23 protein-coding genes and 1 pseudogene are annotated in these 25,255 nt (G+C 46.9%); 23 read left to right on the forward strand and 1 reads right to left on the reverse strand.

The features are described from left to right. Window positions 1-27 precede the first annotated feature (27 nt). From lpdA to HP567_RS15560, 8 genes are all read left to right on the forward strand, one after another. On the forward strand, window positions 28-1,449 hold the full coding sequence (lpdA, locus tag HP567_RS15525; protein WP_173609581.1) for a dihydrolipoyl dehydrogenase: 1,422 nt from the start codon (window positions 28-30) through the stop codon (window positions 1,447-1,449). Window positions 1,450-1,467: 18 nt separating this feature from the next. Continuing rightward, window positions 1,468-2,460 (forward strand): thiamine pyrophosphate-dependent dehydrogenase E1 component subunit alpha, encoded by a 993-nt coding sequence (locus HP567_RS15530; RefSeq protein ID WP_173609580.1) that lies wholly within the window; start codon window positions 1,468-1,470, stop codon window positions 2,458-2,460. Window positions 2,461-2,473: 13 nt separating this feature from the next. Further along, entirely contained in the window at window positions 2,474-3,457 is a 984-nt protein-coding gene (locus HP567_RS15535; RefSeq protein WP_173609579.1) for an alpha-ketoacid dehydrogenase subunit beta, read from the forward strand. Between the two features lie 20 nt (window positions 3,458-3,477). Continuing rightward, window positions 3,478-4,815: a dihydrolipoamide acetyltransferase family protein gene (locus tag HP567_RS15540; RefSeq protein ID WP_217367023.1), complete on the forward strand. Its 1,338-nt coding sequence runs from the start codon at window positions 3,478-3,480 to the stop codon at window positions 4,813-4,815. A gap of 241 nt (window positions 4,816-5,056) precedes the next feature. After that, entirely contained in the window at window positions 5,057-7,207 is a 2,151-nt protein-coding gene (locus HP567_RS15545; RefSeq protein ID WP_173609578.1) for a copper amine oxidase N-terminal domain-containing protein, read from the forward strand. Window positions 7,208-7,535: 328 nt separating this feature from the next. After that, window positions 7,536-7,952 carry a methylmalonyl-CoA epimerase gene (mce, locus tag HP567_RS15550; protein WP_142065105.1) on the forward strand — a complete coding sequence of 139 codons (417 nt, stop codon included), beginning with the start codon at window positions 7,536-7,538 and terminating at the stop codon, window positions 7,950-7,952. Between the two features lie 91 nt (window positions 7,953-8,043). After that, window positions 8,044-9,165, forward strand: a complete 1,122-nt coding sequence (locus HP567_RS15555) for a M20/M25/M40 family metallo-hydrolase (protein ID WP_173609577.1) — start codon at window positions 8,044-8,046, stop codon at window positions 9,163-9,165. Between the two features lie 145 nt (window positions 9,166-9,310). Beyond that, the gene (locus tag HP567_RS15560; RefSeq protein WP_173609576.1) at window positions 9,311-10,510 is read left to right on the forward strand and encodes a DUF3866 family protein; all 1,200 of its coding nucleotides are present in this window, start codon (window positions 9,311-9,313) and stop codon (window positions 10,508-10,510) included. 7 nt (window positions 10,511-10,517) lie between these two features. Here the strand turns inward: HP567_RS15560 and HP567_RS30020 are convergent. Beyond that, window positions 10,518-10,565: pseudogene (locus tag HP567_RS30020) on the reverse strand (hypothetical protein); the annotation flags it as partial. Window positions 10,566-10,670: 105 nt separating this feature from the next. On the opposite strand from HP567_RS30020, the gene HP567_RS15565 reads away from it, so the two are divergent. The 15 genes from HP567_RS15565 (at window position 10,671) to HP567_RS15635 (ending at window position 25,176) form a co-directional block, all read left to right on the forward strand. Further along, window positions 10,671-11,228 (forward strand): NUDIX domain-containing protein, encoded by a 558-nt coding sequence (locus HP567_RS15565; protein ID WP_007720749.1) that lies wholly within the window; start codon window positions 10,671-10,673, stop codon window positions 11,226-11,228. Between the two features lie 4 nt (window positions 11,229-11,232). Then, window positions 11,233-12,405 (forward strand): endonuclease Q family protein, encoded by a 1,173-nt coding sequence (locus HP567_RS15570; protein WP_173609575.1) that lies wholly within the window; start codon window positions 11,233-11,235, stop codon window positions 12,403-12,405. A 67-nt stretch (window positions 12,406-12,472) separates the two neighbouring features. Continuing rightward, window positions 12,473-13,099: a stage II sporulation protein M gene (gene spoIIM / locus HP567_RS15575; protein WP_173609574.1), complete on the forward strand. Its 627-nt coding sequence runs from the start codon at window positions 12,473-12,475 to the stop codon at window positions 13,097-13,099. 94 nt (window positions 13,100-13,193) lie between these two features. Beyond that, complete coding sequence (fur, locus tag HP567_RS15580) at window positions 13,194-13,658, forward strand: ferric iron uptake transcriptional regulator (protein ID WP_007720739.1); 465 nt, start codon at window positions 13,194-13,196, stop codon at window positions 13,656-13,658. 154 nt (window positions 13,659-13,812) lie between these two features. Then, entirely contained in the window at window positions 13,813-14,052 is a 240-nt protein-coding gene (locus HP567_RS15585) for a YqzK family protein (protein ID WP_173609573.1), read from the forward strand. 94 nt (window positions 14,053-14,146) lie between these two features. Then, window positions 14,147-15,034 carry a site-specific tyrosine recombinase XerD gene (gene xerD / locus HP567_RS15590; RefSeq protein WP_173609572.1) on the forward strand — a complete coding sequence of 296 codons (888 nt, stop codon included), beginning with the start codon at window positions 14,147-14,149 and terminating at the stop codon, window positions 15,032-15,034. 118 nt (window positions 15,035-15,152) lie between these two features. After that, the gene (gene deoB / locus HP567_RS15595) at window positions 15,153-16,325 is read left to right on the forward strand and encodes a phosphopentomutase (protein ID WP_173609571.1); all 1,173 of its coding nucleotides are present in this window, start codon (window positions 15,153-15,155) and stop codon (window positions 16,323-16,325) included. 60 nt (window positions 16,326-16,385) lie between these two features. Beyond that, window positions 16,386-17,195: a purine-nucleoside phosphorylase gene (locus HP567_RS15600; RefSeq protein ID WP_056492641.1), complete on the forward strand. Its 810-nt coding sequence runs from the start codon at window positions 16,386-16,388 to the stop codon at window positions 17,193-17,195. A 24-nt stretch (window positions 17,196-17,219) separates the two neighbouring features. Further along, window positions 17,220-18,527, forward strand: a complete 1,308-nt coding sequence (locus tag HP567_RS15605) for a pyrimidine-nucleoside phosphorylase (RefSeq protein ID WP_173609570.1) — start codon at window positions 17,220-17,222, stop codon at window positions 18,525-18,527. 330 nt (window positions 18,528-18,857) lie between these two features. Further along, the gene (locus HP567_RS15610; RefSeq protein ID WP_012686077.1) at window positions 18,858-19,328 is read left to right on the forward strand and encodes an Lrp/AsnC family transcriptional regulator; all 471 of its coding nucleotides are present in this window, start codon (window positions 18,858-18,860) and stop codon (window positions 19,326-19,328) included. A gap of 114 nt (window positions 19,329-19,442) precedes the next feature. Further along, on the forward strand, window positions 19,443-21,092 hold the full coding sequence (locus HP567_RS15615; RefSeq protein WP_173609569.1) for a peptide ABC transporter substrate-binding protein: 1,650 nt from the start codon (window positions 19,443-19,445) through the stop codon (window positions 21,090-21,092). 249 nt (window positions 21,093-21,341) lie between these two features. Further along, entirely contained in the window at window positions 21,342-22,274 is a 933-nt protein-coding gene (locus HP567_RS15620) for an ABC transporter permease (protein WP_173609568.1), read from the forward strand. Window positions 22,275-22,280: 6 nt separating this feature from the next. Further along, a complete protein-coding gene (locus HP567_RS15625) occupies window positions 22,281-23,198 on the forward strand; it encodes an ABC transporter permease (protein ID WP_173609567.1) in 918 nt (305 codons plus the stop codon). A gap of 14 nt (window positions 23,199-23,212) precedes the next feature. Next, the gene (locus HP567_RS15630) at window positions 23,213-24,202 is read left to right on the forward strand and encodes an ABC transporter ATP-binding protein (RefSeq protein ID WP_012686081.1); all 990 of its coding nucleotides are present in this window, start codon (window positions 23,213-23,215) and stop codon (window positions 24,200-24,202) included. A 14-nt stretch (window positions 24,203-24,216) separates the two neighbouring features. After that, on the forward strand, window positions 24,217-25,176 hold the full coding sequence (locus HP567_RS15635) for an ABC transporter ATP-binding protein (protein ID WP_007720691.1): 960 nt from the start codon (window positions 24,217-24,219) through the stop codon (window positions 25,174-25,176). Window positions 25,177-25,255 lie beyond the last annotated feature (79 nt).

Here is a 25,255-nt window from a genome sequence, read left to right on the forward strand (position 1 = left end):
GCTTTCCGAATGAAAGGAGAGATCGTGGTGTCTCAAGAGTTTGATCTAGTCGTCCTCGGGGGAGGTACCGGCGGTTATGTAGCGGCAATCCGCGCTTCCCAATTGGGAATGAAGGTAGCAATCGTGGAAAAAGAAAAGCTCGGTGGTACTTGCTTACACCGTGGTTGCATCCCATCCAAAGCGCTATTGCGCAGTGCAGAAGTATTCTCCACCCTGAAGGAAGCTGACAAATACGGAGTCTCGGCAGGTGCTGTAGGCTATGACTTCACCAAAATACAAGAGCGAAAGCAAGGCATTATCGACCAACTTCACAAAGGGATTCAATACTTGATGAAAAAAGGCAGCATTACTATCTTTGAAGGCTTTGGAAGAGTCATGGGGCCTTCCATTTTTTCTCCGCAGGCAGGTGCTGTACGCATTGAAAAGGAAAACGGGGACCAAGAAATGATCGTTCCACGATTCCTTTTGCTGGCAACAGGTTCCCGTCCACGCACACTCCCGGGTTTGGTCATCGACGGATCCTATGTGGTAACAAGCGATGAAGCATTGCAGTGGGAGCAATTGCCTGCTTCTGTTGTCATCGTGGGTGGCGGTGTCATCGGGATTGAGTGGGCTTCCATGCTCAATGATTTCGGTGTGGAAGTAACTGTTGTGGAGTACGCCGACCGTATTTTGCCGTTTGAGGATGAAGAAGTGAGCAAGGAATTGGCTCGCCTGTTGAAAAAGCGGAAAGTCAACATCGTGACGGGAGCAAAGGTACTGCCTGAATCGTTGGAAAAAGGGGAAGGCAAAGTCTCTATTCAAGCGGAAGTCAAGGATGGAGTCCAAACCTTTGAAGCCGAAAAGGTACTCGTATCAGTAGGACGCCAAGCGAACGTAGAAAACATCGGTTTGGAAGCAACAGAAATCAAAGTCGAGCGCGGCGTAGTCGTAGTTAATGAATACTTCCAGACAGCAGAGTCTCATATTTATGCGATTGGAGACGTTATTGGCGGTCTGCAATTGGCGCATGTTGCTTCGCATGAAGGAATACTCGCGGTAGAGCACATGGCTGGACAAAACCCGCACCCGATGGATTACACCAAGGTTCCGAAATGTACGTATAGCCGACCTGAAGTCGCAAATGTTGGACTCACTGAAAAAGAAGCAAAAGAACAAGGCTACGATGTGAAAATCGGCAAGTTCAGCTTTAAGCCACTAGGCAAAGCACTAATCCACGGTGAGAATGACGGCTTTGTGAAGTTGGTCGTAGATGCCAAGACCAATGATTTGTTAGGGGTTCACATGATCGGTACACATGTGACAGATATGATTTCCGAAGCGGGCCTGGCCCGTGTGCTGGATGCGACTCCGTGGGAGATCGGTCAGACGATTCACCCGCATCCATCCTTATCCGAAGCAATCATGGAGGCAGCTCAGGCTGTCGACGGAAAAGCGATACACAATTAGCAAGGAGGGAATGTAACGATGACAACCAAGCGACATGAGCAAGTGGGATTAACCGATGCACAAGTCCTTGACATGTATTATTACATGCTATTGGCCAGAAAAATTGACGAGCGCCAATGGCTGTTGAATCGTGCGGGCAAAGTACCGTTCGTGATTTCCTGCCAGGGTCAGGAAGCAGCTCAGGTGGGAGCCGCTTTTGCGATGGAAAAAGACAGAGATTTCTTGTGCCCGTACTATCGCGATCTGGGTTTGGTGCTGGTCTTTGGCCAAACAGCCCGTGATTGCATGCTGTCCGCTTTTGCGAAAGCAGAAGATCCGAATAGCGGAGGAAGACAGATGCCAGGTCACTTCGGTGGCAAGAAGTACAATATTTTGACTGGCTCAAGCCCTGTGACTACCCAAGTGCCACACGCAGTCGGTATGGCTTTGGCAGGTAGAATGAAGCAAAAAGATTTTGTTGTGTATGCATCGTTCGGTGAAGGCTCCAGCAACCAGGGTGACTTCCACGAAGGTGCGAACTTTGCGGGTGTCCACAAGCTCCCAGTTATCTTTTTCTGCGAAAACAATAAATACGCGATCTCTGTACCACTGAAAAAGCAGTTAGCTTGTGAAAGTGTAGCAGACCGTGCGATCGGTTACGGCTTTCCGGGAGTCAGTGTGGACGGAAACGATCCGATTGAAGTATATCGTGTCATGAAAGAAGCGGTTGAACGTGCTCGCAGTGGTCAAGGGCCGACACTGATCGAAGCCGTTATGTACCGCCTTGTTCCCCACTCCAGTGACGATGACGATCGTGTGTATCGTACGAGAGAAGAAGTGGAAGAAGCGAAGAAAAAGGACCCATTGATTGTTTTCGCTACGTATTTAAGAGAGATCGGGCTCTTGGACGAACACAAGGAAGCAGATATGCTTGCTCGCGTACAGCTGGAAGTGGATGAAGCCACTGAATATGCAGAAAACGCGCCATATCCAACACCAGAATCGACAATGACGTACGTATACGGGGAATAAGGGGGGATCTTTTATGGCAGTCATTTCTTTTATTGATGCAATTACAATGGCGATGCGTGAAGAAATGCGTCGCGATTCCAATGTGTTCATTCTCGGAGAAGACGTTGGCGTTCGTGGTGGAGTTTTCCGTGCGACAAACGGATTGATTGAAGAGTTTGGCGAGGAACGCGTGATTGATACGCCACTGGCTGAATCCGCAATTGTCGGTGTAGGGATTGGTGCGGCAGCTTACGGTATGCGTCCAATCGCAGAGATTCAGTTTGCGGACTTCATCATGCCAGCTGTGAACCAAATTGTCAGTGAGGCGGCGAAAATGCGCTATCGTTCGAACAACGACTGGCATTGCCCGATCACGATTCGTGCTCCTTTCGGCGGAGGGGTTCACGGTGCATTGTACCACTCGCAATCTGTGGAAGCGATGTTCACCAACACTCCTGGCTTGAAAGTAGTAGCACCTTCGACACCTTATGATGCTAAAGGTCTTCTGAAAGCAGCTATCCGCGATGAAGATCCGGTGCTCTTTTTCGAGCACAAGCGTTGCTATCGCTTGATCAAGGGCGAAGTGCCTGAGGATGACTATGTACTGCCGATTGGCAAAGCGGACGTCAAGCGAGAGGGGACAGACATCACAGTCATCTCCTACGGTTTGACTCTCCACTTCGCACTGCAAGCTGCGGAAAAGCTCGCTCAAGAAGGCATCAGCGCGCATGTTCTCGATTTGCGCACACTGTATCCGTTGGACAAAGAAGCGATTGTTGAAGCGGCTTCGAAGACAGGCAAAGTATTGATCGTACACGAGGACAACAAAGAAGGCGGCGTTGGCGGTGAGGTAGCTGCCATTATAGCGGAGCATTGCTTGTTCGATTTGGATGCACCGATTAAACGTCTTTGTGGTCCGGATGTACCAGCGATGCCATACAGCCCGCCAATGGAAAAATACTTTATGCTGAACCCGGAAAAAGTATTGGAAGCAATGCGCGAGCTGGCCAACTTTTAAGGCGAGGAGGACCAAGGATCATGGCAACGAAAGTACTTATGCCCCAGCTCGGAGAGAGCGTGACCGAGGGCACCATCAGCAAATGGTTGGTCAATGTAGGCGACACGGTCAAGAAATACGATTCGCTGGCTGAAGTGACGACGGATAAAGTAAACGCAGAGGTTCCTTCTACCGTTTCAGGACGCGTTACTGAGATCGTCGTGCCAGAAGGTGAGACAGTCGCTGTCGGCACATTGATCCTATATATAGAAGAAAGTGGTGCGGAAGGTGGAACTGCAGCGCCTGCTAGCACGACGGAAACTACGGCTCCCCAAGCGCCTGTAACCGAGCAGCCAAAGGCAGCAACGCCGGCTGTATCCATTGAACAAGCACCAGTCGTCGATGGATCAAAACAACGTTATTCACCTGCTGTTGTCATGCTCTCCCAACAACATGGCATTGATTTGTCCCGCGTTGCAGGGACTGGAGCAGGCGGGCGCATTACCCGTAAAGATGTCCAAGCGATTATCGACGCGGGCGGTCAAAAGCCAGCTGAGACAGGAAAGGAAACGGTCGCGCAGGCACCCGTAGCAGCGGTCGAACAAACTACTGTCGTTTCAACACCCGCACCGGTAGCACCAGCTTCTACTCCTGCTGTTTCCGTAGATATTCCGGTTGCAAACGGTGATCAAGTTGTACCTGTAACCTCCATTCGTCGTACGATTGCTAACCGGATGGTGCAGAGCAAGCATGAAGCTCCACATGCTTGGACGATGGTCGAAGTAGATGTGACCAATCTCGTTAACTTCCGCAATCAGGCAAAAGGCGAATTTGCGAAAAAAGAAGGGCTCAACCTCACGTTCCTGCCGTTCTTTATCAAAGCGGTTGTAGAAGCGTTGAAAGAGTACCCAATGATCAATTCCACATGGGCACATGACAAAATCATTGTGAAAAAGGACATCAACATCTCCATCGCAGTAGCTACGGAAGATGCTCTCTATGTTCCTGTCATCAAGCATGCTGACCAAAAATCAATTCTTGGCATTGCTAAGGCAGTCGATGATCTGGCAGCGCGGACCCGTGCAGGGAAATTGACGATGGATGATATGACAGGTGGGACCTTTACGGTTAACAATACAGGCTCCTTCGGCTCTGTTTTGTCCCAGCCGATTATCAATGCTCCGCAAGCTGCGATTCTTAGTGTCGAGTCCATTGTGAAACGCCCTGTCGTCATTAACGATATGATCGCAGTGCGTTCTATGGTCAATCTGTGCATGTCCTTGGATCATCGCGTGCTGGACGGTCTGATATGCGGGCGATTCCTGCAAAGTGTGAAACAAAAGCTTGAAAATGTAGGACCGGATACCAAGTTGTACTAGGGTGTCGAAAAACCAGGTCAAGTAAAGACCTGGTTTTTTTGATAAAAGAATCGCCAAAAAAAATTATCCAAATGGATCATTACGTATGTAACTTTTTCCGAGACATCTTCGTCATAACAGTTGGAGCCAGTAAGTCTCATAAATGACATAGAAATCATTCCCACCTGATAGCATTTGTGGTAGACTGGTAGCGTCCTGCTAGAGGGTTTTCCAGATTAAGGGTAAATATGGGAGGAAAAACATGGAGAAAAGTAAAAAAGCACTACCAATAGTGCTGGCATCAGCGCTGGCCGCTACACCTTTTGTTGCAGTACCGCAAGCATATGCAATTGAAAAGTTGGATGTATCAGCTGACAACGATGGTGCCGGGAAAGAAAGTGAATATGATATTAAATTCACGCTAGAAGAAGACCTGGCGAGTGGAGATACCATCACGGTTGATTTCGACGATGATTTCGATGTGGATGATAGTATCAGTAAGAAAGATATTTCCGGTATAGATGTGAAAAGGGTAGAAGTGGATGACAATGAAGTGACCATCACGGTGGATGAAGATTTTGATGAAGGTGATAAAATCTCGTTTACCATTAAAAAGGGAATCACAAACCCCGATGACAAGGGTACATATGACGTAAGTGTAGAAACAGAAAATGAGAGCTCTGACACAGACGAAGTTGAGATCAAAAAAAGCAGCTCCAGCAGCAGTAGCAAGTCCAAAAACGATTACAGCGTAACGTTGAGCAGCAAAGCAGCAGGCGAAAAAGTAAGCCTCAAGCTCGGCAAAATTTCTCTGAAAGGTAGCGATGAGCTGGAGACGAACTCCACGATTACTGTCACTTTCCCGGAGAAAGGCATGTTGCCTTCGAGCATTGATGAAGACGATGTAACGGTAAACGGTACGAAAGCGAAATCCGTCAGCATCAGTGGTAGCTCGGTAGATATCAAGATTCCGAGTGGAGCAGACTCAGATGATTACATTACGTTGGAATTTGACAAATCTGCTGGCATTGAGAATCCTAGTTCCGGTGACAAATATGTTTTCAAAGTGAAATACGACGGTACGACATATGAGTCAGATGAATTTGAAATTACGAAAAACGGCTCAGGCTCAAGCAGCGCTTCCGACAGCTTTACGGTTAATCTGTCTGATCCAGGTGCGGGAGCTCGCACTAGCTACACGTTTGATGCTGACTTCGGCAGCAAAGAGCTAAAAGAAGATGGAGAATTGATTCTTGAGTTCCCGTCCTCTGATATGGTACCGGGCATTTTGACAGCATCAGACTTTTTGCTCAATGGGAAATCAGCGAAGAAAGCAACTGCAGTAGGGAACAGAGTTGCCCTGGTTGCACCAACCGGCTTCAAAGCGACTAGCAAAGTGAAGGTTGAAGTTACTTACGGAGCGTGGATTTCGAATCCAAAAACGGCTGGCAACTACACGTTGAAGGCTACTGTTTCCGGAAGAACTTTGGAATCCAAATCCTTCAGCATCGGTGGTTCTTCGGTGAACCCGACGCCAACCAACCCAACTAACCCAACAAATCCAGTACCTGTACCAAATACAGGTATTAACAATAGCACTGCAACTATCGCATTGACACAAAATGCACTTGGCAAGCAGACAGGTGTAAATGTAGCAATCAAAGGATTGGGTGTTGGTCTGCAAAAGCAGCGTGATTTCATCGAGATCGTATTCCCGGTAGGCTACAAGGTACCGGCTTATATCGCACCAGCTAACATCTCTGTGAATGGTGTAGGTGCGAATTTCGTTGCAGTTCGTGGACAAAACGTTCTGATTTATCCTTCTCAGGATATTCCTGCGGCAACAAACGCTAATATCGTGATCAATCCAGCTGCGAACATCGTAAATCCTGCTGTGAAAAACACATATAGCATTAGCGTATTTACATCCGAAGAAAGAGGTTTGTTGTTTTCTCGTATTGTTGGTGTAGGAATGCCTTCCCCGGCTCAACCAAAGCCTGCAACGCCAACACCACAACAGCCGCAACAACCATCGACTGCTATTCCAGCGAACTCGGCTTCCTTTAAAGTAAATACGGCAAACTTCACCCTGCATGGCAAAACGTATCCTCTGTCTGCAGCTCCATACATTGATGGAAATACGACTATGGTTCCAGCCCAATTCTTTAAAGAAGCGCTGGCACTGACTACGCAATGGAACAATACAAGTGTTGCTGTTATCAGTGGAACTAAAGTCGTGAAGTTTACAGTTGGATCGAAAACAGCAAAAGTAGGGAAAACAGATATTCAACTGCCTACACCTGTTGTCCTCAAAAACGGCATGCCAATGATTCCGATCCGTACAGTAACGGATAATCTTGGTTACAAAGTCGGCTGGGATGCGAAAACTTCCAGCGTATACGTATACAAATAAAAATTAGCTGGGACAAACGAAAAACCCCTTTCCGCTTTTTGGTCGGAAAGGGGTTTTCATTGTGAATCATCACTCGTTTATTGAAAGTAAAAAAACGTGGGAACGATGAGTGAAAGTATTAGAATGCCGATCAGGATTTTGGCAAAAAGAGATTGGTGTCTCATTCTAATCAAACCTCCTTTCAAGGTAGAGGAAATTATCAGGTGATTCTGTAAGTGGCTGTGCTAGAATGAAGAAAAGGATATCATTGGCTTTCTTTTTTCGCCCATGCTGAAATTGTACCGAAATGTAGCCAATGAGACAACCACTTACAAAAGGATGATGATTCGTGAGCGCACCGAAAAAAATTGCCCATATCGGCATTGCGGTAAAAAGCTTGGAAAAGACGCTTCCCTTTTATACCGAGCAATTGGGATTGGAGTTGGTTGGAACCGAAATCGTAGAGAGCGAACAAGTACAAGTGGCATTTTTAAAGATCGGGGAAAGTCATATTGAATTACTAGAGCCGTTGAGTGATGAGAGTCCGATAGCAAAGTTTATGGAAAAACGCGGAGAAGGCATTCACCACATTGCGTTTGATGTAGATGATGTTGCGGGTCGGCTAGTTACATTAAAAGAACAAGGTGTACCTCTAATCCACGAGGTCCCCAAAGCGGGTGCGCACGATGCGTTGATTGGATTTTTGCATCCGAAGGCTGCGAATGGCGTGTTGTATGAGCTCTGCCAATATCCGAAAGAATCATAGGCGTTTACGTAGTAGAAAAAATTTTTTTGCGGTATACTGGAACTTGTGAATATGTACCAAAATCGGGCAGTACGATCAGGAGGTAACGAGTGTGAGTACGATCAATCAAGAGCGTTTGTTAAATGAATTTTTAGAGCTCGTCCAGATTGACAGTGAAACGAAGAACGAAGCAGAGATCAACAAGGTGCTCAAAGAAAAACTGATTGAGATGGGCTTTACCGTAGAAGAGGATGACGCAGCAGCGAAAACCGGACATGGTGCCAACAATCTGATCGCAACTTTGGAGGGCACTGGAAAAGGTCCAACCATCCTATTTAGCAGCCATATGGATACGGTTGTGCCAGGAAACGGAATCAAGCCTCAGATTCGCGATGGCTACATTTATTCTGATGGAACGACGATCCTCGGTGCGGATGACAAAGCAGGAATAGCAGCGATTTTTGAAGGCATTCGCAGCATGAAAGAGCAAAACCTGCCACATCCAACGATCCAAGTCGTATTGACGGTAGGAGAAGAGTCCGGACTTGTAGGCTCCCGTGCAATGGATTCCAGCCTGCTGAAAGCAGAAATGGGCTTCATCCTTGATTCGGAAGGTCCAGTTGGAAAAATTACAGTAGCTGGTGCTGGCCAATACCGCATCGTAACCAAAATCCACGGCAAAGCAGCGCATGCAGGTGTGAATCCAGAGGATGGCATCAGTGCTATATCGGTGGCTAGTAAAGCAATTTCCCGTATGCCACTGGGCCGTATCGATGCGGACACAACTGCGAACATCGGTCGTTTTGAAGGCGGAAAAGCGTACAATATCGTAACAGATTATGTGGAAATTTGGTCTGAGGCTCGCAGCTTGGTAATGGACAAGCTGGAAGCTCAGGTGAAGAAAATGACGACAGCATTTGAAGAAGTGGCAGCCGAGATGGGTGCGACTTGCGAAAATGAGGTTATCTTTATGTACCATGGCTACAAGTTCAACGAAGAAACGCCAGTTGTACAAAAAGCGATTGCAGCGGTTAAACGTGTAGACCGCAATCCTGAACTGGTTGCAAGCGGCGGCGGAAGCGACGGTAACGTATTTAACGGCTACAACGTACCAAGCGTAAACTTTGCCATTGGCTATGAAGAAATCCATACAAAAAATGAGCGCATGCCAATCGCTGAACTGAACAAAGCGGCTGAGCTGGTGCTTGCTGTTATTGCAGAAGTACAAGAGTAACCAACAGAAGTCGGAATCTCCTTGCGAGGGGTTCCGGCTTTTTTATTCGCTTGCTATCTGGTTTTGCATGATTGAGACAACCACTGTTCATCATAGACTGAATAGAAAGCTCGGGGACGAGGCAGGCATGAAAGGGGGAGGCTGAGTGCTTCGTTTGGCGGTGGGGACGGTCCAAAAAGTTCTGGAGAAGCAAGCGGGTATGCAGATGCTCGAAGTCCGGACAGAGTCAGTTGCTGGATGCAAGCTGCAGAGAGTACTGTCTTTTTTGCAGGAGGATTATAAAAGTGGCGATTTACTTTTGATCAATACAACCGCTGTTCACCTTGAATTGGGAACAGGCGGGTATCACTTTGTTGTAGGGAAGGTAAACCAACCCGTGGAAACCGATGTCCTTCCGAATGAGTGGGGCCATGTCATGAAAATGCGCTATTCACCTTGGCAGCTCGCGGTTGATTCGGTAGAAGAACAGGCCAGCCCGTACCACGATTTGTTTGTACAAGAAGACTTGTCCTTGGAAGGTACCCCTGTTTTGATCGGCGAGCTGCACAGTCTTCTACCTGTTGCTGTCCTTACTTTGCGTAAAAAAAATCCAAATGTCCGTATCGTATATGTCATGCCAGATGGCGCATCCTTGCCGATTGCCTTGAGCCAGCACGTCCAACAATTAAAAGCAACCGGGAGCTTGGCTGCTACAGTGACGACAGGTCATGCATGGGGTGGTGATCGTGAGTCGTTGACGATTCATAGTGGCTTATTGGCTGCACGCCATGTAGAACATGCCGATATCATTATATGCATGTTGGGACCTGGGGTAGCAGGTACGGGTACATCTTATGGTTTCTCGGGAGTTCAGTTGGCTGAAGTCATTCATGCTGTATCCACTCTTGGCGGAACACCCTTTTTTATTCCCAGAATCAGCTTTGGGGATCAACGTGCCAGACATTACGGCATCAGTCACCATACTATATCGATCGTAAACAGGTTTACTCTCTGTCCTGTTCTGGTTACAATCCCGATTTTCGGAGATGAAAGAGATGAAATCCTTTCACGGCAGATGAAAACAATAGAAGGTGCGGGGAAGCATATTTTCATAAAGGGAAAAGTCCCAGATCTGTCAGGGCTGGCATCACTGGAAAAGGGGTATGGCTTGTCCTTTTCTACAATGGGGCGGAATTGGCAAGAGGATCCTGCGCCTTTTCAAACGGCATGGATGGCAGCCGATTTTGTAGGAAACAGTCTGGGGTACATCGTCCAAACCGTTAACGACGCTCCGCATTCGCCCGCCTCATCAAGTACTCTTGAAGGGTTAGGTCTTTATTTGACCAGAAACGAAGTGCGGCCTTGATCTGCCAAGCTTTCCCGACCATACGCAATTGCTTTTCGCTAACATATGTTTTCATTCATGATCTCCTCCGATACAATAAGGTGGACAAGCTCTATGCTCCCAACTTATGGAGGGAATCGACGATTTAGAACGACTTCATGGAAAAAGGATGATGATGACCGTGAATAAATATGATCACTTATATGAAAAAACCATTTCGAGTCAGCCGATTTATGACGGGAGAATTATCAAGGTTAAGGTAGATGAAGTTCTTCTGCCCAATGGCAACACAGCCAAGCGAGAAATCGTAAATCATCAAGGGGCGGTTGCCGTATTGCCGATCACTGATGATAACAAAATGGTGGTGGTTCGACAGTTCCGCAAGCCGTTGGAGCGTACGATCGTGGAGATTCCAGCAGGAAAACTGGAGCCAGGGGAAGAGCCGCTTGCATGTGCAATGCGTGAGCTGGAGGAAGAGACGGGTTATGTTGCGAGTCAGTACACACCGCTTAGCTCTTTTTACACATCGCCGGGCTTTGCAGATGAAATTTTACATGTTTTTGTAGCCACTGGTTTGAAAAAAGGAGAGAGCAAGCCGGACGAGGATGAGTTCGTTGATGTGCTGGAAGTGACACTGGAAGAAGCGCATGCCCTGCATCAAAGTGGAGAAATTCGAGATGCCAAGACGGTCGTGGCATTGTTTGCGTGGGAAAACAAAATGCTGCGTGAGCGTGGATAGACCCATGCTTCCTACCTATTTTTGCGACATGCATATTCACATCGGTGGTACGTGGACAGGTAAACCTGTGAAAATAACGGCTTCACGCCAAATGACTCTCACAAAAATTTTAGAGGAGGCCTCCGATAAAAAAGGGATGGATGTCATCGGGATAATCGATGCACATTCGCCTGAGGTTCAGGATGAGCTGGTAGATCTGTTGGAAAAGGGAGTAGCGACTGAACAGGAGTATGGAGGAATTTCCTACAAAGATACGTTGTTAATCTTGGGGTGCGAAGTAGAAATCAAAGAGCCAGAACGCGGTGCAGCTCACTTTCTCGTTTATCTGCCGAAGCTGCAAGAAATGAAGCGATTTACCGCATGGCTGTCAGAACGCTGCAAAAATGTTCAATTGAGCTCTCAGCGTATCTACACATCACTTAAGGAATTGCAAGCTTGTGTCCAGCAATTACAGGGTCTTTTGATCCCGGCACATATTTTTACACCGCATAAAGGGTTGTACGGGAGCTGTACGGATTCAATGGCTGAAGTGTTTGATCCTTCGCTCATCTATGCGGTTGAGCTGGGCTTGAGTGCGAATACGAATATGGCGGACCGCATATCCGAGCTACATGACAAAACCTTTCTCACGAACTCAGATGCCCATTCTCTGGCGAAGATAGGCCGGGAATATCAAGCGATATATATGCAAGAGCGTTCCTTCGCAGAGTGGGTGAAAGCGATCAAGCGCATCGGTGGAAGAGGGGTTCATGTGAATTACGGTCTGCATCCCGAGCTAGGCAAGTATCACCAGACGGCGTGCCAAGGTTGTCAGTCTCTACTCGCGGCGGATGCCTCAGGCAAATGTCCGGAATGCGGCTTCCAACGAATTGTGCGAGGGGTTGCAGCGCGCATTGATCAGCTAGCGGATGTTGAGGTCGGCCAGCATCCGGCGTTTCGTCCTCCTTATATCGAGCAAATCCCGTTGGAATTCATTCCGGGAATTGGTCCCAAATTATTGGACAAGCTGTATCGGTCGTTTGGTACACAGATGAACGTGCTGCATCGCGTGAACGAAGAAGAGCTCTCCCATGTTGTTGGAGAGAAAATCGCTTCACTTATCGTACAAGCACGAGAGGGAAAACTCTCTGTCCAAAAGGGCGGCGCCGGTACCTACGGAAAGATCGTCCCGATGTAGATTGTCATAGGGGAGAAATCGTCCGCATAAGCTGTACAGTAATCAGCCAAGCGGGAGGCGACGAAGCGTGCGTTCACGAGTCGGACAAACTATCCAATCCTATGCGAGAGAACATCAGTCACTCTACTGGTTCACGATCGTCCTGTTTACGATGGGCATTATTTTCGGAGCCGTCCTCGTCAATTCACTGCCATTGTCACAGAAGCAGGAGCTATACGGTTTTCTGCAATATTTTTTCAACAGTCTTGGCAGTGATGGAATCCCTGAGACCAGTGCCCATTTTCAGCAGGCATTTGGTCATTATGCCAAGACCACTGCAATCATGTGGGTACTAGGGTTATCCATCATTGGGTTGCCGATGATTTTGTTGATGCTCTTCTTAAAAGGAGTCGTGGTCGGTTTCACCGTCGGTTTTTTGGTGAGTCAGCTCCAATGGCAAGGCGTAACATTTGCCATGGTGGGTGTTCTCCCACAAAATTTATTAGTCGTCCCTGCCCTTTTTATTGTAGGCGTCAGTGGAATATCGTTTTCACTTCGACTCATACGTACGAGAGTGCTGAGCAAAAGAGATGTTATCATGCCGCACTTTATGGGCTATACCGTCCTCGTGCTTAGCATGCTGGCGGTATTGACGATTGCAGCCTTGTTTGAAACCTTCATTTCCCCTAGGTTAATGCAGCTCGTACTTAATTAAGAATAATTCTCAGGTAAGAACTTATGCATTTGACTTATTCGATGCCCCTCTACTATAATAGGAACAGGTTTCATGCGAGCGGGGAGGGGCATTAATGTTGGAAGAAAAATTAGAGAAAATTAAGCAGCAGTTGCATTCACAGAACTACAAGCTGACACCACAGCGTGAAGCCACTGTTCGCGTGTTGTTGGAGAATGAAGAAGATCACTTGAGTGCGGAAGATGTTTACTTGCTGGTGAAGGATAAAGCACCGGAAATCGGGCTTGCTACCGTATACAGGACATTAGAGCTGTTGAGCGAACTAAAGATCCTTCATAAAATGAATTTTGGCGATGGCGTAGCTCGTTACGATCTCCGTGATGATAATGCTGCCTATCACCATCATCACCTTATTTGCCTCAATTGTGGTACGGTGGATGAAATTTTTGAAGATCTGCTTGTCACAGCAGAAGAAAAAGTCAAGAATGTTTACAACTTTTATATTACCGACCACCGATTGACCTTCTACGGGATCTGCAATCGTTGTGTAGATAAAGTGAACGTGGAGGACTTCAAATAAAGTCGACTTCTCTGGGAACGGAGAAGTTTTTCTTTTTTCCTGGGAGCTTTTGTAATGGCAGACCTATTCCTGTGGAATCCTAAGAGAGGATGAATCGAATGGAGCAAGGGACAAGTGCATATAGATGAAAGAAAGTCTGTAAGGAGGCTTACGGATGAAAGTCTCTTATCGTCGCGTGATGGAGGGTCTGCGTTTCTTGCTTCTATTCATTACTTGTACCTTGCTCTCCTACGGCATCATTACCTTGCTGGCGGACAAATTTCTCCCGGCAAACCCTTATCATGAACCACATGGAAATGCGGTGAAGGTAGTAAAAGTCATCAATACCTCTCAGGCACAGGATTTTGACGGATATGTCGCACGACTTCAGCTCTTTTTTTTAACGGGAGAGTAAATGCAAGTTTGTGTTTTTTATCTGGAGAAGCAGGAGTTTCTTTTTCTTTGTGGAAAGCAATACAAGATACTTATCAGCTGAAGGGGACAGCTTCATGGACAGTCTGATTGATCAGTTTATTCATTTCCTGACTGTGGAGAAAGGGTTAGCGAGAAATACCCTGGAATCCTATCAACGGGATATGGTGGCCTTTACCTCGTATTTACAAGAGCAAGGTGTCGCTCGAATAGAGGATTCTACTCGGACGCACATCATTGGGTACTTGCTTGTTTTACGGGAAAAAGGACGTGCTACAGCAACGCTTTCTCGCAATATGGCATCGATACGAGCGTTTTATCAGTTTCTCATTCGGGATAAATACATAGATAAAGATCCATCCATTCATCTAGAAACACCGAAGATCGAGAAACGCTTACCCAAAGTGCTCTCTGTTGAGGAAGTGGAACGTCTTTTGGAAAGTCCTCCTGTCAATCATCCTGCCGGGCTGCGGGACAAAGCGATGCTTGAGCTTTTATACGCGACAGGCATTCGTGTCTCGGAGTTAGTCAATCTGGATAGTGCTGATGTGAATCTGGATATGGGCTTTGTAAAATGCTTGGGAAAAGGATCAAAAGAGCGAATCATTCCGTTAGGCTCGGTTGCCATTCAAATGGTTCGCCACTATTTGCAGGCAGGGCGCCCCAAGCTGGTAAAAGGAACTGGCGATACTGCATTATTTCTGAATCACTTGGGCAAACAAATTACACGGCAAGGTTTTTGGAAAATTATTAAACGATATGCCCAAAAATCAAACATCCGTGCTGAGATTACACCCCATACGCTTCGCCACTCCTTTGCCACTCACTTACTGGAAAATGGAGCCGATTTGCGCTCTGTTCAAGAGATGCTTGGGCATGCTGATATTTCAACCACCCAGATTTACACACATGTGACCAGAACGCGGATTAAGGACATCTATGCCAAGACGCATCCGCGAGCATGAGTATGAAAAAACGATCGTCTCCGCCTGATTGTCGGGCGGAGAAAAATTTTCTGAATCAGGTCAGACGTCTGACGACTTGATGAGAGAAATGAATGACTGGTAAACAGGAGGCGTTAAGATGCAGTATTCACGAGTTTTTTTGATCGTAATGGACAGCGTAGGGATTGGCGAACAACCTGATGCGCCTAAGTTCAATGATGCAGGAGCGAACACCTTAGGTCATATTGCGGAACGAGTTGCGGGATTTTCATTGCCCAACTTACAAAAATTGGGTTTGGGAAATATAGCACCACTCCAAAACGTTGCGCCAGTTGCAACTCCTATGGCCCATTATGGAAAAATGCAGGAAATCTCTATGGGGAAAGATACGACGACGGGCCATTGGGAGATCATGGGTCTGCATGTGTCCACTCCGTTTAACACGTATCCAGACGGATTTCCTCAAGAGTTAATCTCGGAATTTGAGCAACGTATTGGTCGTAAGGTACTCGGGAACAAAGTCGCTTCTGGGACAGACATTCTCGACGAGCTTGGCGAAGAGCATATGAATACGGGTGCAGTGATTGTCTATACATCTGCGGACAGTGTATTTCAGGTGGCAGCACACGAAGAGATTGTTCCGCTTGAAGAGCTGTACCATATTTGCGAGGTAGCTCGTGAGTTGACGCTTCGTGATGAGTTCGCCGTAACTCGTGTCATTGCGCGTCCATTTGTTGGACAGCCAGGCAATTTTAGCCGTACAGCAAATCGTCACGATTATTCCGTGAAGCCATTTGCTCCGACAGTCATGAATCGTTTGCAAGATGCTGGCCTTGCTTCTATTGCCATTGGCAAAATCAGCGACATTTACGCGGAAGAAGGCGTTACTCAATCTATCCGTACCAAAGATAACATGGATGGTGTGGATCAAATTCTGGGTACGATGAAACAATCGTTTACGGGCCTTTCCTTTGTCAATCTTGTGGACTTCGATGCGAAGTTCGGTCATCGCCGTGATCCAGAAGGGTATGGTCAGGCATTGATGGAGTTCGACGCTCGTATTCCAGAGCTTTTGGAAGCGCTACAAGAAAATGATTTGTTGGTAATCACGGCAGACCACGGAAACGATCCAGTACATCATGGCAGCGACCATACCAGAGAATACGTTCCGTTGCTTGTCTATCACAAGGGTATTCAAGCTGGACAACATTTGGGCATCCGCGAAACATTTGCGGACTTGGGTGCGACCATCGCAGACAATTTTGGGGTGACTGCTCCGACAATTGGGAAGAGCTTCCTTAATCATTTATAAAGGTAAAGTAAAAATAAACATTTATATAATAGAAGAAACACAAAAAAGGAGAGAGTTAAATTGGCAAATTTCCATGATGCAGTAGCATATATCGAACCGAAATTGACAGAAAAACCAACCATTGGTCTCGTGCTTGGATCAGGGCTAGGTGTATTGGCAGATGAAATCGAAAATCCAGTGATCATACCTTATCATGAAATTCCTGGATTCACAGTGTCCACTGTTGTTGGGCACAAAGGACAACTCGTGATTGGTAAGCTGCAAGGCAAACAAGTCGTTGCGATGCAAGGTCGTTTCCACTTTTATGAGGGACATGGTCTGGATGCCGTTGTTTTCCCAATCCGTGTCATGAAGTTGCTCGGCGTAGAAACGATTATTGTGACCAATGCGGCTGGCGGAATTAACGAAGGCTACAATCCAGGCGACCTCATGCTGATTTCCGATCACATCAACATGACGTTCCGCAATCCGTTGATTGGTGCAAACGATGAACAATTGGGAGCGCGTTTCCCGGATATGTCTGAGGCTTATTCCAAACAGCTCCGCAAGCTCGCCCATGAAGTTGCGTCCGAGCAAGGAATCCAGCTTCGTGAAGGTGTATACGCAGGTCTACTAGGACCAACCTATGAAACTCCTGCTGAAATCCGTATGCTTCGTCTGTTGGGCGGGGATGCTGTAGGGATGTCAACCGTACCAGAAGTAATCGTGGCACGACACATGGGTGTGAAGGTGCTCGGTATTTCGTGCATTAGCAACATGGCTGCAGGTATTTTGGAGCAACCTCTGTCCCATGATGAAGTTATGGAAACAACAGAGAAGGTAAAATCGCAATTCCTGGCTCTGGTGAACGGTATCGTAGCCAAAATGTAAGTAACGGATTCGGAGGGATTAACAATGCGTATGGTCGATATGATCGCCAAAAAACGTGATGGCGGAGAACTGACAACAGAAGAGATTCAATTTCTGGTGACAGGCTATACAGATGGAAGTATTCCTGACTACCAAATGTCCGCGTGGGCAATGGCAGTCTTTTTCCGTGGCATGACTGCGAGAGAGACGGGAGATCTAACCTTGGCAATGGCAGGGTCAGGCGAACAGCTTGACCTGTCTTCTCTGCAAGGAATTAAAGTAGACAAGCACAGTACAGGCGGAGTAGGGGACAAGACTACTCTTGTAGTTGCGCCATTGGTAGCGGCAGCAGGTATTCCTGTGGCAAAAATGTCTGGAAGAGGCCTTGGATACTCAGGAGGCACCATTGACAAGCTGGAATCCTTCGCAGGTTTTGAAGTAGAACGCACACGCGAGCAATTTTTGCAGCAGGTGCGTGATATTGGCGTGTCTGTAATCGGGCAGTCCGGCAACCTGACACCTGCAGATAAGAAGCTGTATGCTCTGCGTGACGTGACAGCTACTGTAGAGGCTGTGCCGTTGATTGCAAGCTCCATTATGTCCAAGAAGATTGCTGCTGGGGCAGATGCCATCCTGCTTGATGTAAAAGTAGGGAAGGGCGCTTTCATGAAAAGCATTGAAGAGGCAGAAACATTAGCAAATGCGATGGTTGCAATCGGCAGCCAAGTAGGACGTAAAACGGTGGCGGTTATCAGCGATATGAACCAGCCGCTTGGCTTTGCTGTGGGCAATGCACTGGAAGTGAAAGAAGCGGTTGAGACACTTGCAGGTAAAGGGCCACGCGATTTGACCGAGCTGGTATTGGCTATTGGTTCGCGCATGCTTGTTATGGGTGGCCTTGTTACTGATGTGGAAGAAGGGCGCAAGAAGCTTGAAGACCTGATGGCTTCCGGAAAAGCAGTGGATAAACTGGCGGAAATGGTAGAGGCTCAAGGCGGCAATAAGCAGGACGTCTATGATTTGTCTCGTCTGCCGCAAGCAAAGATCATTCATACGGTAACAGCCGAGCAGGACGGCTTTGTAAGCGCGATTGATGCGGAAGCGATCGGTCATGCTTCTGTTGTCTTGGGTGCTGGCAGATTGACAAAAGAAATGCCAATTGACTTGGCAGTAGGTCTTGTCCTGCACAAAAAACGCGGGGATCAGGTGAAGGCTGGAGAAGTTTTGGCCACCATCCATGCTAACGAAGACCATCTTTTGCAAAATGCGTTAAAAGAGATGGAAGGCGCCTTCCAAATTTCGACAGCAATCGATGGAGAACAACCGTTGATTTATAAAATTATCGAAGTATAGAATGTCCAGGTATTAGTTGATCAATCAAATAAAACAAGGCGTGCACAGCACTTGAGCACGCCTTGTTTTATGAGTAAAAATACAGTTTCTCGAAAAAATATTGTTGATTAAATCGAGTTTTTCATATTCAATAGAAAGATATAACTCGTTTTTTGTTATATAAAATATATTTTACTGTTCGGATTGACTTTATAAAGTTTTATTATTCTACTTGTCAAATTTCGTTGACACCGCTATCATTTCCGATTACTTTTATTGTATTAGACTGTTTGTAAAAGATTATTGCGAAATTCGTAAAAAAATGATGGAGGTTCCCAGAAAATCGTATTTATGAAAAAGCTGGACCATGTCGATAGACAGATTCTGCAAATCCTCCATGAAGATGGGCGTATCCCATATACAGAAATCGCCCATCAACTAGGCGTGAGCGAAGGAACGATTCGATCGCGCATCACTCGACTTTTGCAAGACGGAGTATTCCAATTCGTAATACAACCCGATCCAGAGAAATTAGGATTACATGTGCAGGCTATCATCGGGTTAACCACAAAGCTAGGTTTGCAGAAAGAAGTGGCAGAGAAATTGAGCAAATTTTCTGCAGTACGCTTTGTAGGCGCTTATAGCGGTAAGCACGACTTGATCATCCAAGCGTGTTTCCATAGTAATGATGAGCTGATCACCTTTGTCAATGAACGACTCTCTCAAATTGAAGGCATAGCAGCTGCGGACGTTTCACTGGAACTGAAGCAGTACAAAGACACCTTCTCTTTCGTTCAAGACGACGAGGTGACCCTGCAATGAAAGGGGTTGATGCCTTCCAGCCGAAGTCAAGCAGCTTCGTGTAGTTTTCATTTTTTTTCGTCCTTTATTTTCAGAAAAAAGACAAAAAAGAAAAACGTACTGGGGGTTATTGCGTTGAAAAAGAATGTGTTTGCACTTGTGAGCTCGATTGCTGTTTTAGGAACCGCCCTGGCAGGGTGCGGAGGAGGACAACAAACTGCCACTCCACCGGCAGGAGGTACACCAGCACCTTCACAGCCTGCAACACCAGCTGCTGAGAAGAAGCCACAAGTTTTAAAGATGAACCTGCACTCGGAGCCACCTACAACTGATCCTGGGCTCGCAGAGGACACGACTTCAGGCGCGATTATCTTGGCAACCTTTGATGGTTTGACCCGCATTGGGACTGACGATAAGCCGCATGAAGCTGCCGCTGAGAGCTACACCGTCTCTGATGATAAGCTCACTTACACATTTAAAATCAGAGACGCGAAATGGAGCAATGGTGACCCAGTAACAGCACATGACTTTGAGTATGCTTGGAAGCGTGCTCTCGATCCAAAAACAGCTTCCAACTACGCATATCAGCTGTACTACGTGAAGAATGGCGAAAAAGCAAACAAGGGCGAAGCAAAGCTTGATGAAGTAGGCGTGAAGGCACTAGACGATAAGACGCTGGAAGTGAAGCTGGAGAATCCGACTCCTTACTTCCTGGAACTGCTCGCATTCCGTACCTACTTCCCAGTTAACAAAAAAGTAATTGAAGCAAATCCGAAGTGGGCAGGCGAAGCAAGTTCGCACGTCGGGAATGGACCTTTCAAAATCGAATCTTGGGAGCACAAGAGCAAGATGGTGCTCGTGAAGAACGAAAATTACTGGGATAAAGACAATGTAAAGCTTGAGAAAATCGAATTCTCCATGGTAGAAGACGAAAATACAGAGCTCTCCATGTTCGAAAATGGCGAAATCGATTGGGCTGGCGCACCTATGAGCGCTTTGCCAACAGATGCGATTCCTGCATTGAAAGAGCAAGGAAAAATTCAAACCAATCCAATCGCGGGTACTTACTGGTACAAGTTCAATACCGAAAAGCCGCCATTTAATAACATAAAAGTAAGGAAAGCATTTGCCTACTCGATCGATCGACAAGCCTTGATCGACAACATTCTCCAAACGGGTCAAATCCCGGCAATTGGCGCTGTTCCTCCATCCATGGTGCTGAATCCAAATGGCTATTTCAAAGACAATGATGTAGAAAATGCGAAAAAGCTCTTGGAAGAGGGACTGAAAGAAGCAGGTATGAGCAAGCTTCCACCGATTGTCTTGTCCTACAATACATCTGAGGCTCACAAGAAGATTGCGGAGGCCATCCAAGACCAATGGAAGAAAAATCTCGGCGTAGAAGTGAAACTCGAGAATAAAGAATGGAAAGTTTACCTCGAAGATATGCATGAGGGTAAATTCCAGATTGGACGGATGGGTTGGCTGGGTGACTTCAATGACCCAATCAATTTCCTGGAACTCTTCAAAGATAAAATGGGTGGGAACAACGATACGCGTTGGGAAAATGCAAAATATAAAGAGTTGTTGAACCAATCTGCAAAGGAATCCGACCTCGAGAAACGTAAGAAAATTTTGGCAGATGCCGAGCAAATCCTGATGGATGAAATGCCAATCATGCCAATTTACTGGTACACACAATCTTGGGTTCAGAAACCAGAGGTGAAAGGTGTTCACCAAACGGGTCTGGGTGACGTGGATTGGAAAGGCGCATACATCGAGTAATTTCATAACGAAGGAAACGGGATTTGCAGCAGAGGGTATATGGTTGCACATATACCCTCTGCTATGCAAGCCCTTCCCATAAATTTCAGCTGACATAATTGCCAGCAAAGAGAAAATAGAGAGAGAAGCTTTACTGCAAGAGATCTAAGGGTTATTTACACAGCCGATTTTTACACTGTGTCGGCAGCGTTCCGCAGTGTAAACATGGGACGTGAAAGCAATCAAAAATCTACCAAGGGGGTAAGTTAGTTGATCCGTTATCTCGGTAAGCGCATCATTTTTATGCTCATCTCGCTCTTCTTAATTGTAACGGCCACCTTCTTCATCATGAAAGCAGTACCAGGTGGTCCATTTACATCCGAGAAGCAGGTCCCGCCGGAAATTAAGGCAGCACTAGAGGCAAAGTACAAGCTGAACCTGCCGTTGCATGAACAATACTTTGAATATTTGAAAGGTGTAGTCACATGGGATCTCGGTCCGTCGTTTACGGAGAAATCTTCGAATGTTAACGACATGATTAATCGTGGTTTCCCTGTTTCTGCTCACTTAGGAGCACAAGCTTTATTGCTCGCTATCTTTGGTGGAATTACGTTAGGGGTTATCGCAGCGTTAAACCACAATAGATGGCAAGACTATTCTGCAATGGTTATCGCCGTTTTGGGATTATCGGTACCAAGTTTTATTTTGGCGTCCTTTTACCAATACATTTTCGCTATTAATTTGGGCTGGTTTCCAATCGCGAAATGGGAAGGATTCGAATACACCATCCTTCCATCATTGGCACTCGCCGCATCACCGATGGCATTTATCGCGCGTTTGACGCGTTCCAATATGATTGAAGTTATGGGTCAAGATTACATTAAAACAGCAAAAGCAAAAGGGTTGCACACTTTTACTATTACAGTAAAACACGCTATCCGTAATGCGCTCTTGCCAGTTGTTACTTACCTGGGTCCACTGATTGCTGGTATTTTGACAGGTGCATTCGTTATTGAACGTATTTTCGGTGTTCCTGGTCTTGGTCGCGAATTCGTTTTGTCTATTACAAACCGTGACTATACAGTAATCATGGGTACGACCGTGTTCTACTCCATTATCCTGGTTGTGATGATTCTGATTGTTGACATCGCATACACCTTGGTAGATCCACGGATCAAACTTTCGGACGCAGGAAAGGAGTAATGACACGTGCAAAACTTGACTAAAGAACATTTCGAGCCAATTTCCGTTGACCTTCGTCAAGCTGAAGCAATTAAGCGCCCAAGTCTCTCTTTTTGGTCTGACGTTTGGCGTCGTTTGAAAATGAATAAAGTCGCAATGATTTCTATGATCTTCATTGCTGCGTTAATCGTATGTGCCATTGTGGTCCCATGGCTAACTCCACAAGATTATTTTACGACGGATCTGGCTGGCAAGAACAAAAAGCCGTCTGCTGAACACTGGTTTGGCACAGATGACCTAGGTCGTGACGTATTTGAGCGTATTTGGTACGGTGCACGTATCTCTCTGCAAGTAGGTCTTGCGGCAGCGTTCATTGACCTGATCATTGGTGTGATCTGGGGTGGTATCGCAGGTTTCTATGGCGGTAGAGTAGATGAAATGATGATGCGTATTGCGGACATCCTGTTTGCGATTCCTTACCTGCTGGTTGTTATTTTGTTGATGGTAGTGTTAGAGCCTGGTGTCGGAACGATTATTATTGCCTTAACGATAACGGGATGGATCGGTATGGCCCGGATTGTGCGTGGTCAGATCCTTCAATTGAAAAACCAAGAGTTTGTACTTGCTGCACGCTCCCTTGGTGCTGACGCCAACCGTCTGATCTTCAAACACTTGATTCCTAATGCTTTGGGTCCAATCATCGTAACGCTGAGCTTGACTGTACCGTCCGCGATTTTCGCAGAATCCTTCTTGTCCTTTATCGGACTAGGGGTTTCGGCACCGATTGCATCGTGGGGAACGATGTCCAATGAGGGCTTGCCGGCCATGAAGTACTATCCATGGCGTTTGACATTCCCGGCAATCTTCATTTCCGTGACCATCTTGGCATTTAACTTGTTCGGTGACGGTCTGCGCGATGCAGTAGACCCACGCCTGCGTAAATAGGAGGGATAGTCGTTATGGAACGCATTCTTGATGTAAAAGACCTGCACGTATCCTTCCATACGTATGCAGGTGAAGTAAAAGCAGTCCGCGGTGTGAATTTTCACGTCAACCGCGGAGAGGCTGTAGCGATTGTAGGGGAGTCCGGTTGCGGTAAATCCGTAACCGCTCAAACCCTCATGAAGCTGATTCCTATGCCTCCAGGTGAAATTAAAAAGGGACAAATTCTCTTCAATGGAGAGGATATCGTCAAGAAGTCCAAAAAAGAAATGGAATCGATCCGCGGTAAAGATATCGGGATGATCTTCCAAGATCCAATGACTTCCTTGAACCCAACAATGACCATCGGCAGCCAAATTACCGAGGGCTTGATCAAGCACCAAAACATGTCGAAAGCAGCAGCACGTGATCGTGCCATTGAGCTATTGACCATGGTTGGTATTCCGCAACCTGAGAAACGTGTGGAGCAATATCCACACGAGTTCTCCGGCGGTATGCGTCAACGTGCAATGATCGCTATCGCACTCGCCTGTTCACCGAAGCTGTTGATCGCGGATGAACCGACGACAGCTTTGGACGTAACGATTCAGGCGCAAATTTTGGACCTGATGAAAGAATTGCAAAAGAAAACAGGCACTTCCATTATCTTGATCACACATGACCTTGGTGTAGTTGCTGAGATGTGTGACCGCGTAATCGTTATGTACGCAGGAAAAGTGATCGAGACAGGAACAGTTGACGATATTTTCTACAATCCGCAACACCCTTACACCAAAGGCCTGCTTCGCTCGGTACCACGTCTTGACTTGAACCGTGACGAGCCACTGACACCGATTTTTGGTACGCCGCCAGACCTTCTGCGTCCGCCAGTTGGCTGTGGATTCACTGCCCGTTGCGAATCAGCGATGCGTGTGTGCCAAGAGATCGATCCTGAGCTGAACGACATCAGCACAACTCAGCGAGCAGCTTGTTGGCTTCAGCATCCGCTTGCTCAGAACCGTGCGTAGAAGGAGGGATATCAGTGGATAAACGTGAAAATTTGATTGAAGTACGCAATCTAAAGAAATTCTTTTCCATTGGCGATAATACTCTGAAAGCTGTAAATGATATCTCGTTTGAGATCAAACGTGGAGAAACATTGGGCGTAGTAGGAGAGTCAGGCTGTGGAAAGTCCACTGCTGGTCGTACCATCTTGAGACTGTACGATGCGACTGAAGGGGACGTCCTGTTTGAAGGCAAGAGCATCATGAACCTGAACCAGCAGGAAATGAAGGCAATGCGCCGCAACATGCAAATGATTTTCCAAGACCCTTACGCATCCTTGAATCCGCGTATGACAGTAGGGGATATCATCGGCGAGGCGCTGGATATTCATGGCCTGGCGACTGGTCAGAAGCGCAAAGAGCGCATTCAGGAGCTCCTTTCCTTGGTGAGCTTGAATCCTGAGCATATGAACCGCTTCCCACACGAGTTTTCAGGTGGTCAGCGCCAACGTATCGGAATTGCCCGTGCATTGGCAGTAGAGCCAAAATTCATCGTGTGTGACGAGCCGATCTCTGCTTTGGACGTATCCGTACAAGCACAGGTTGTAAACCTGCTCGAACAGCTGCAAGAAAAAATGGGTTTGACCTACATGTTCATTGCCCATGACTTGTCCATGGTAAAATACATTTCCGACCGAGTAGCGGTTATGTACTTGGGTAAAATGGTTGAGCTGGCAGAAAGTGATGCTTTGTATGAAAAGCCGCTCCATCCGTATACGCAAGCGCTGTTGTCTGCGATTCCGATCCCAGACCCAGAGATTGAGCGTAACCGTGAGCGCATTGTATTGCAAGGCGATGTACCTAGCCCGATGAACCCACCAAGCGGTTGCCATTTCCGTACCCGTTGCCCGAAAGCAATGCCGGAATGCGCTGCATCCGTACCTGTGTGGAAAGAAGTAGAGCCAGGACATTTCGCGGCTTGTCATTTGTATAACTAAATCAATTGCAAATAGCGAGTTCCGAGGCTACTCGTGCAGCCCGGAACTCGTTTCCCTTCATAAGGGAGGTTTTACCTCT

The organism is Brevibacillus sp. M2.1A, from assembly GCF_013284355.2.
Lineage (GTDB): Bacteria > Bacillota > Bacilli > Brevibacillales > Brevibacillaceae > Brevibacillus.

Excerpts from the sequence above, each read along its gene's own strand:
- HP567_RS15530 (WP_173609580.1), top strand. The coding sequence starts at position 1,468 with ATGACAACCAAGCGACATGAGCAAGTGGGATTAACCGATGCACAAGTC.
- HP567_RS15535 (WP_173609579.1), top strand. The coding sequence starts at position 2,474 with ATGGCAGTCATTTCTTTTATTGATGCAATTACAATGGCGATGCGTGAA.
- HP567_RS15540 (WP_217367023.1), top strand. The coding sequence starts at position 3,478 with ATGGCAACGAAAGTACTTATGCCCCAGCTCGGAGAGAGCGTGACCGAG.
- HP567_RS15545 (WP_173609578.1), top strand. The coding sequence starts at position 5,057 with ATGGAGAAAAGTAAAAAAGCACTACCAATAGTGCTGGCATCAGCGCTG.
- HP567_RS15570 (WP_173609575.1), top strand. The coding sequence starts at position 11,233 with ATGCTTCCTACCTATTTTTGCGACATGCATATTCACATCGGTGGTACG.
- fur (WP_007720739.1), top strand. The coding sequence starts at position 13,194 with ATGTTGGAAGAAAAATTAGAGAAAATTAAGCAGCAGTTGCATTCACAG.
- HP567_RS15585 (WP_173609573.1), top strand. The coding sequence starts at position 13,813 with ATGAAAGTCTCTTATCGTCGCGTGATGGAGGGTCTGCGTTTCTTGCTT.
- xerD (WP_173609572.1), top strand. The coding sequence starts at position 14,147 with ATGGACAGTCTGATTGATCAGTTTATTCATTTCCTGACTGTGGAGAAA.
- deoB (WP_173609571.1), top strand. The coding sequence starts at position 15,153 with ATGCAGTATTCACGAGTTTTTTTGATCGTAATGGACAGCGTAGGGATT.
- HP567_RS15605 (WP_173609570.1), top strand. The coding sequence starts at position 17,220 with ATGCGTATGGTCGATATGATCGCCAAAAAACGTGATGGCGGAGAACTG.
- HP567_RS15610 (WP_012686077.1), top strand. The coding sequence starts at position 18,858 with ATGAAAAAGCTGGACCATGTCGATAGACAGATTCTGCAAATCCTCCAT.
- HP567_RS15630 (WP_012686081.1), top strand. The coding sequence starts at position 23,213 with ATGGAACGCATTCTTGATGTAAAAGACCTGCACGTATCCTTCCATACG.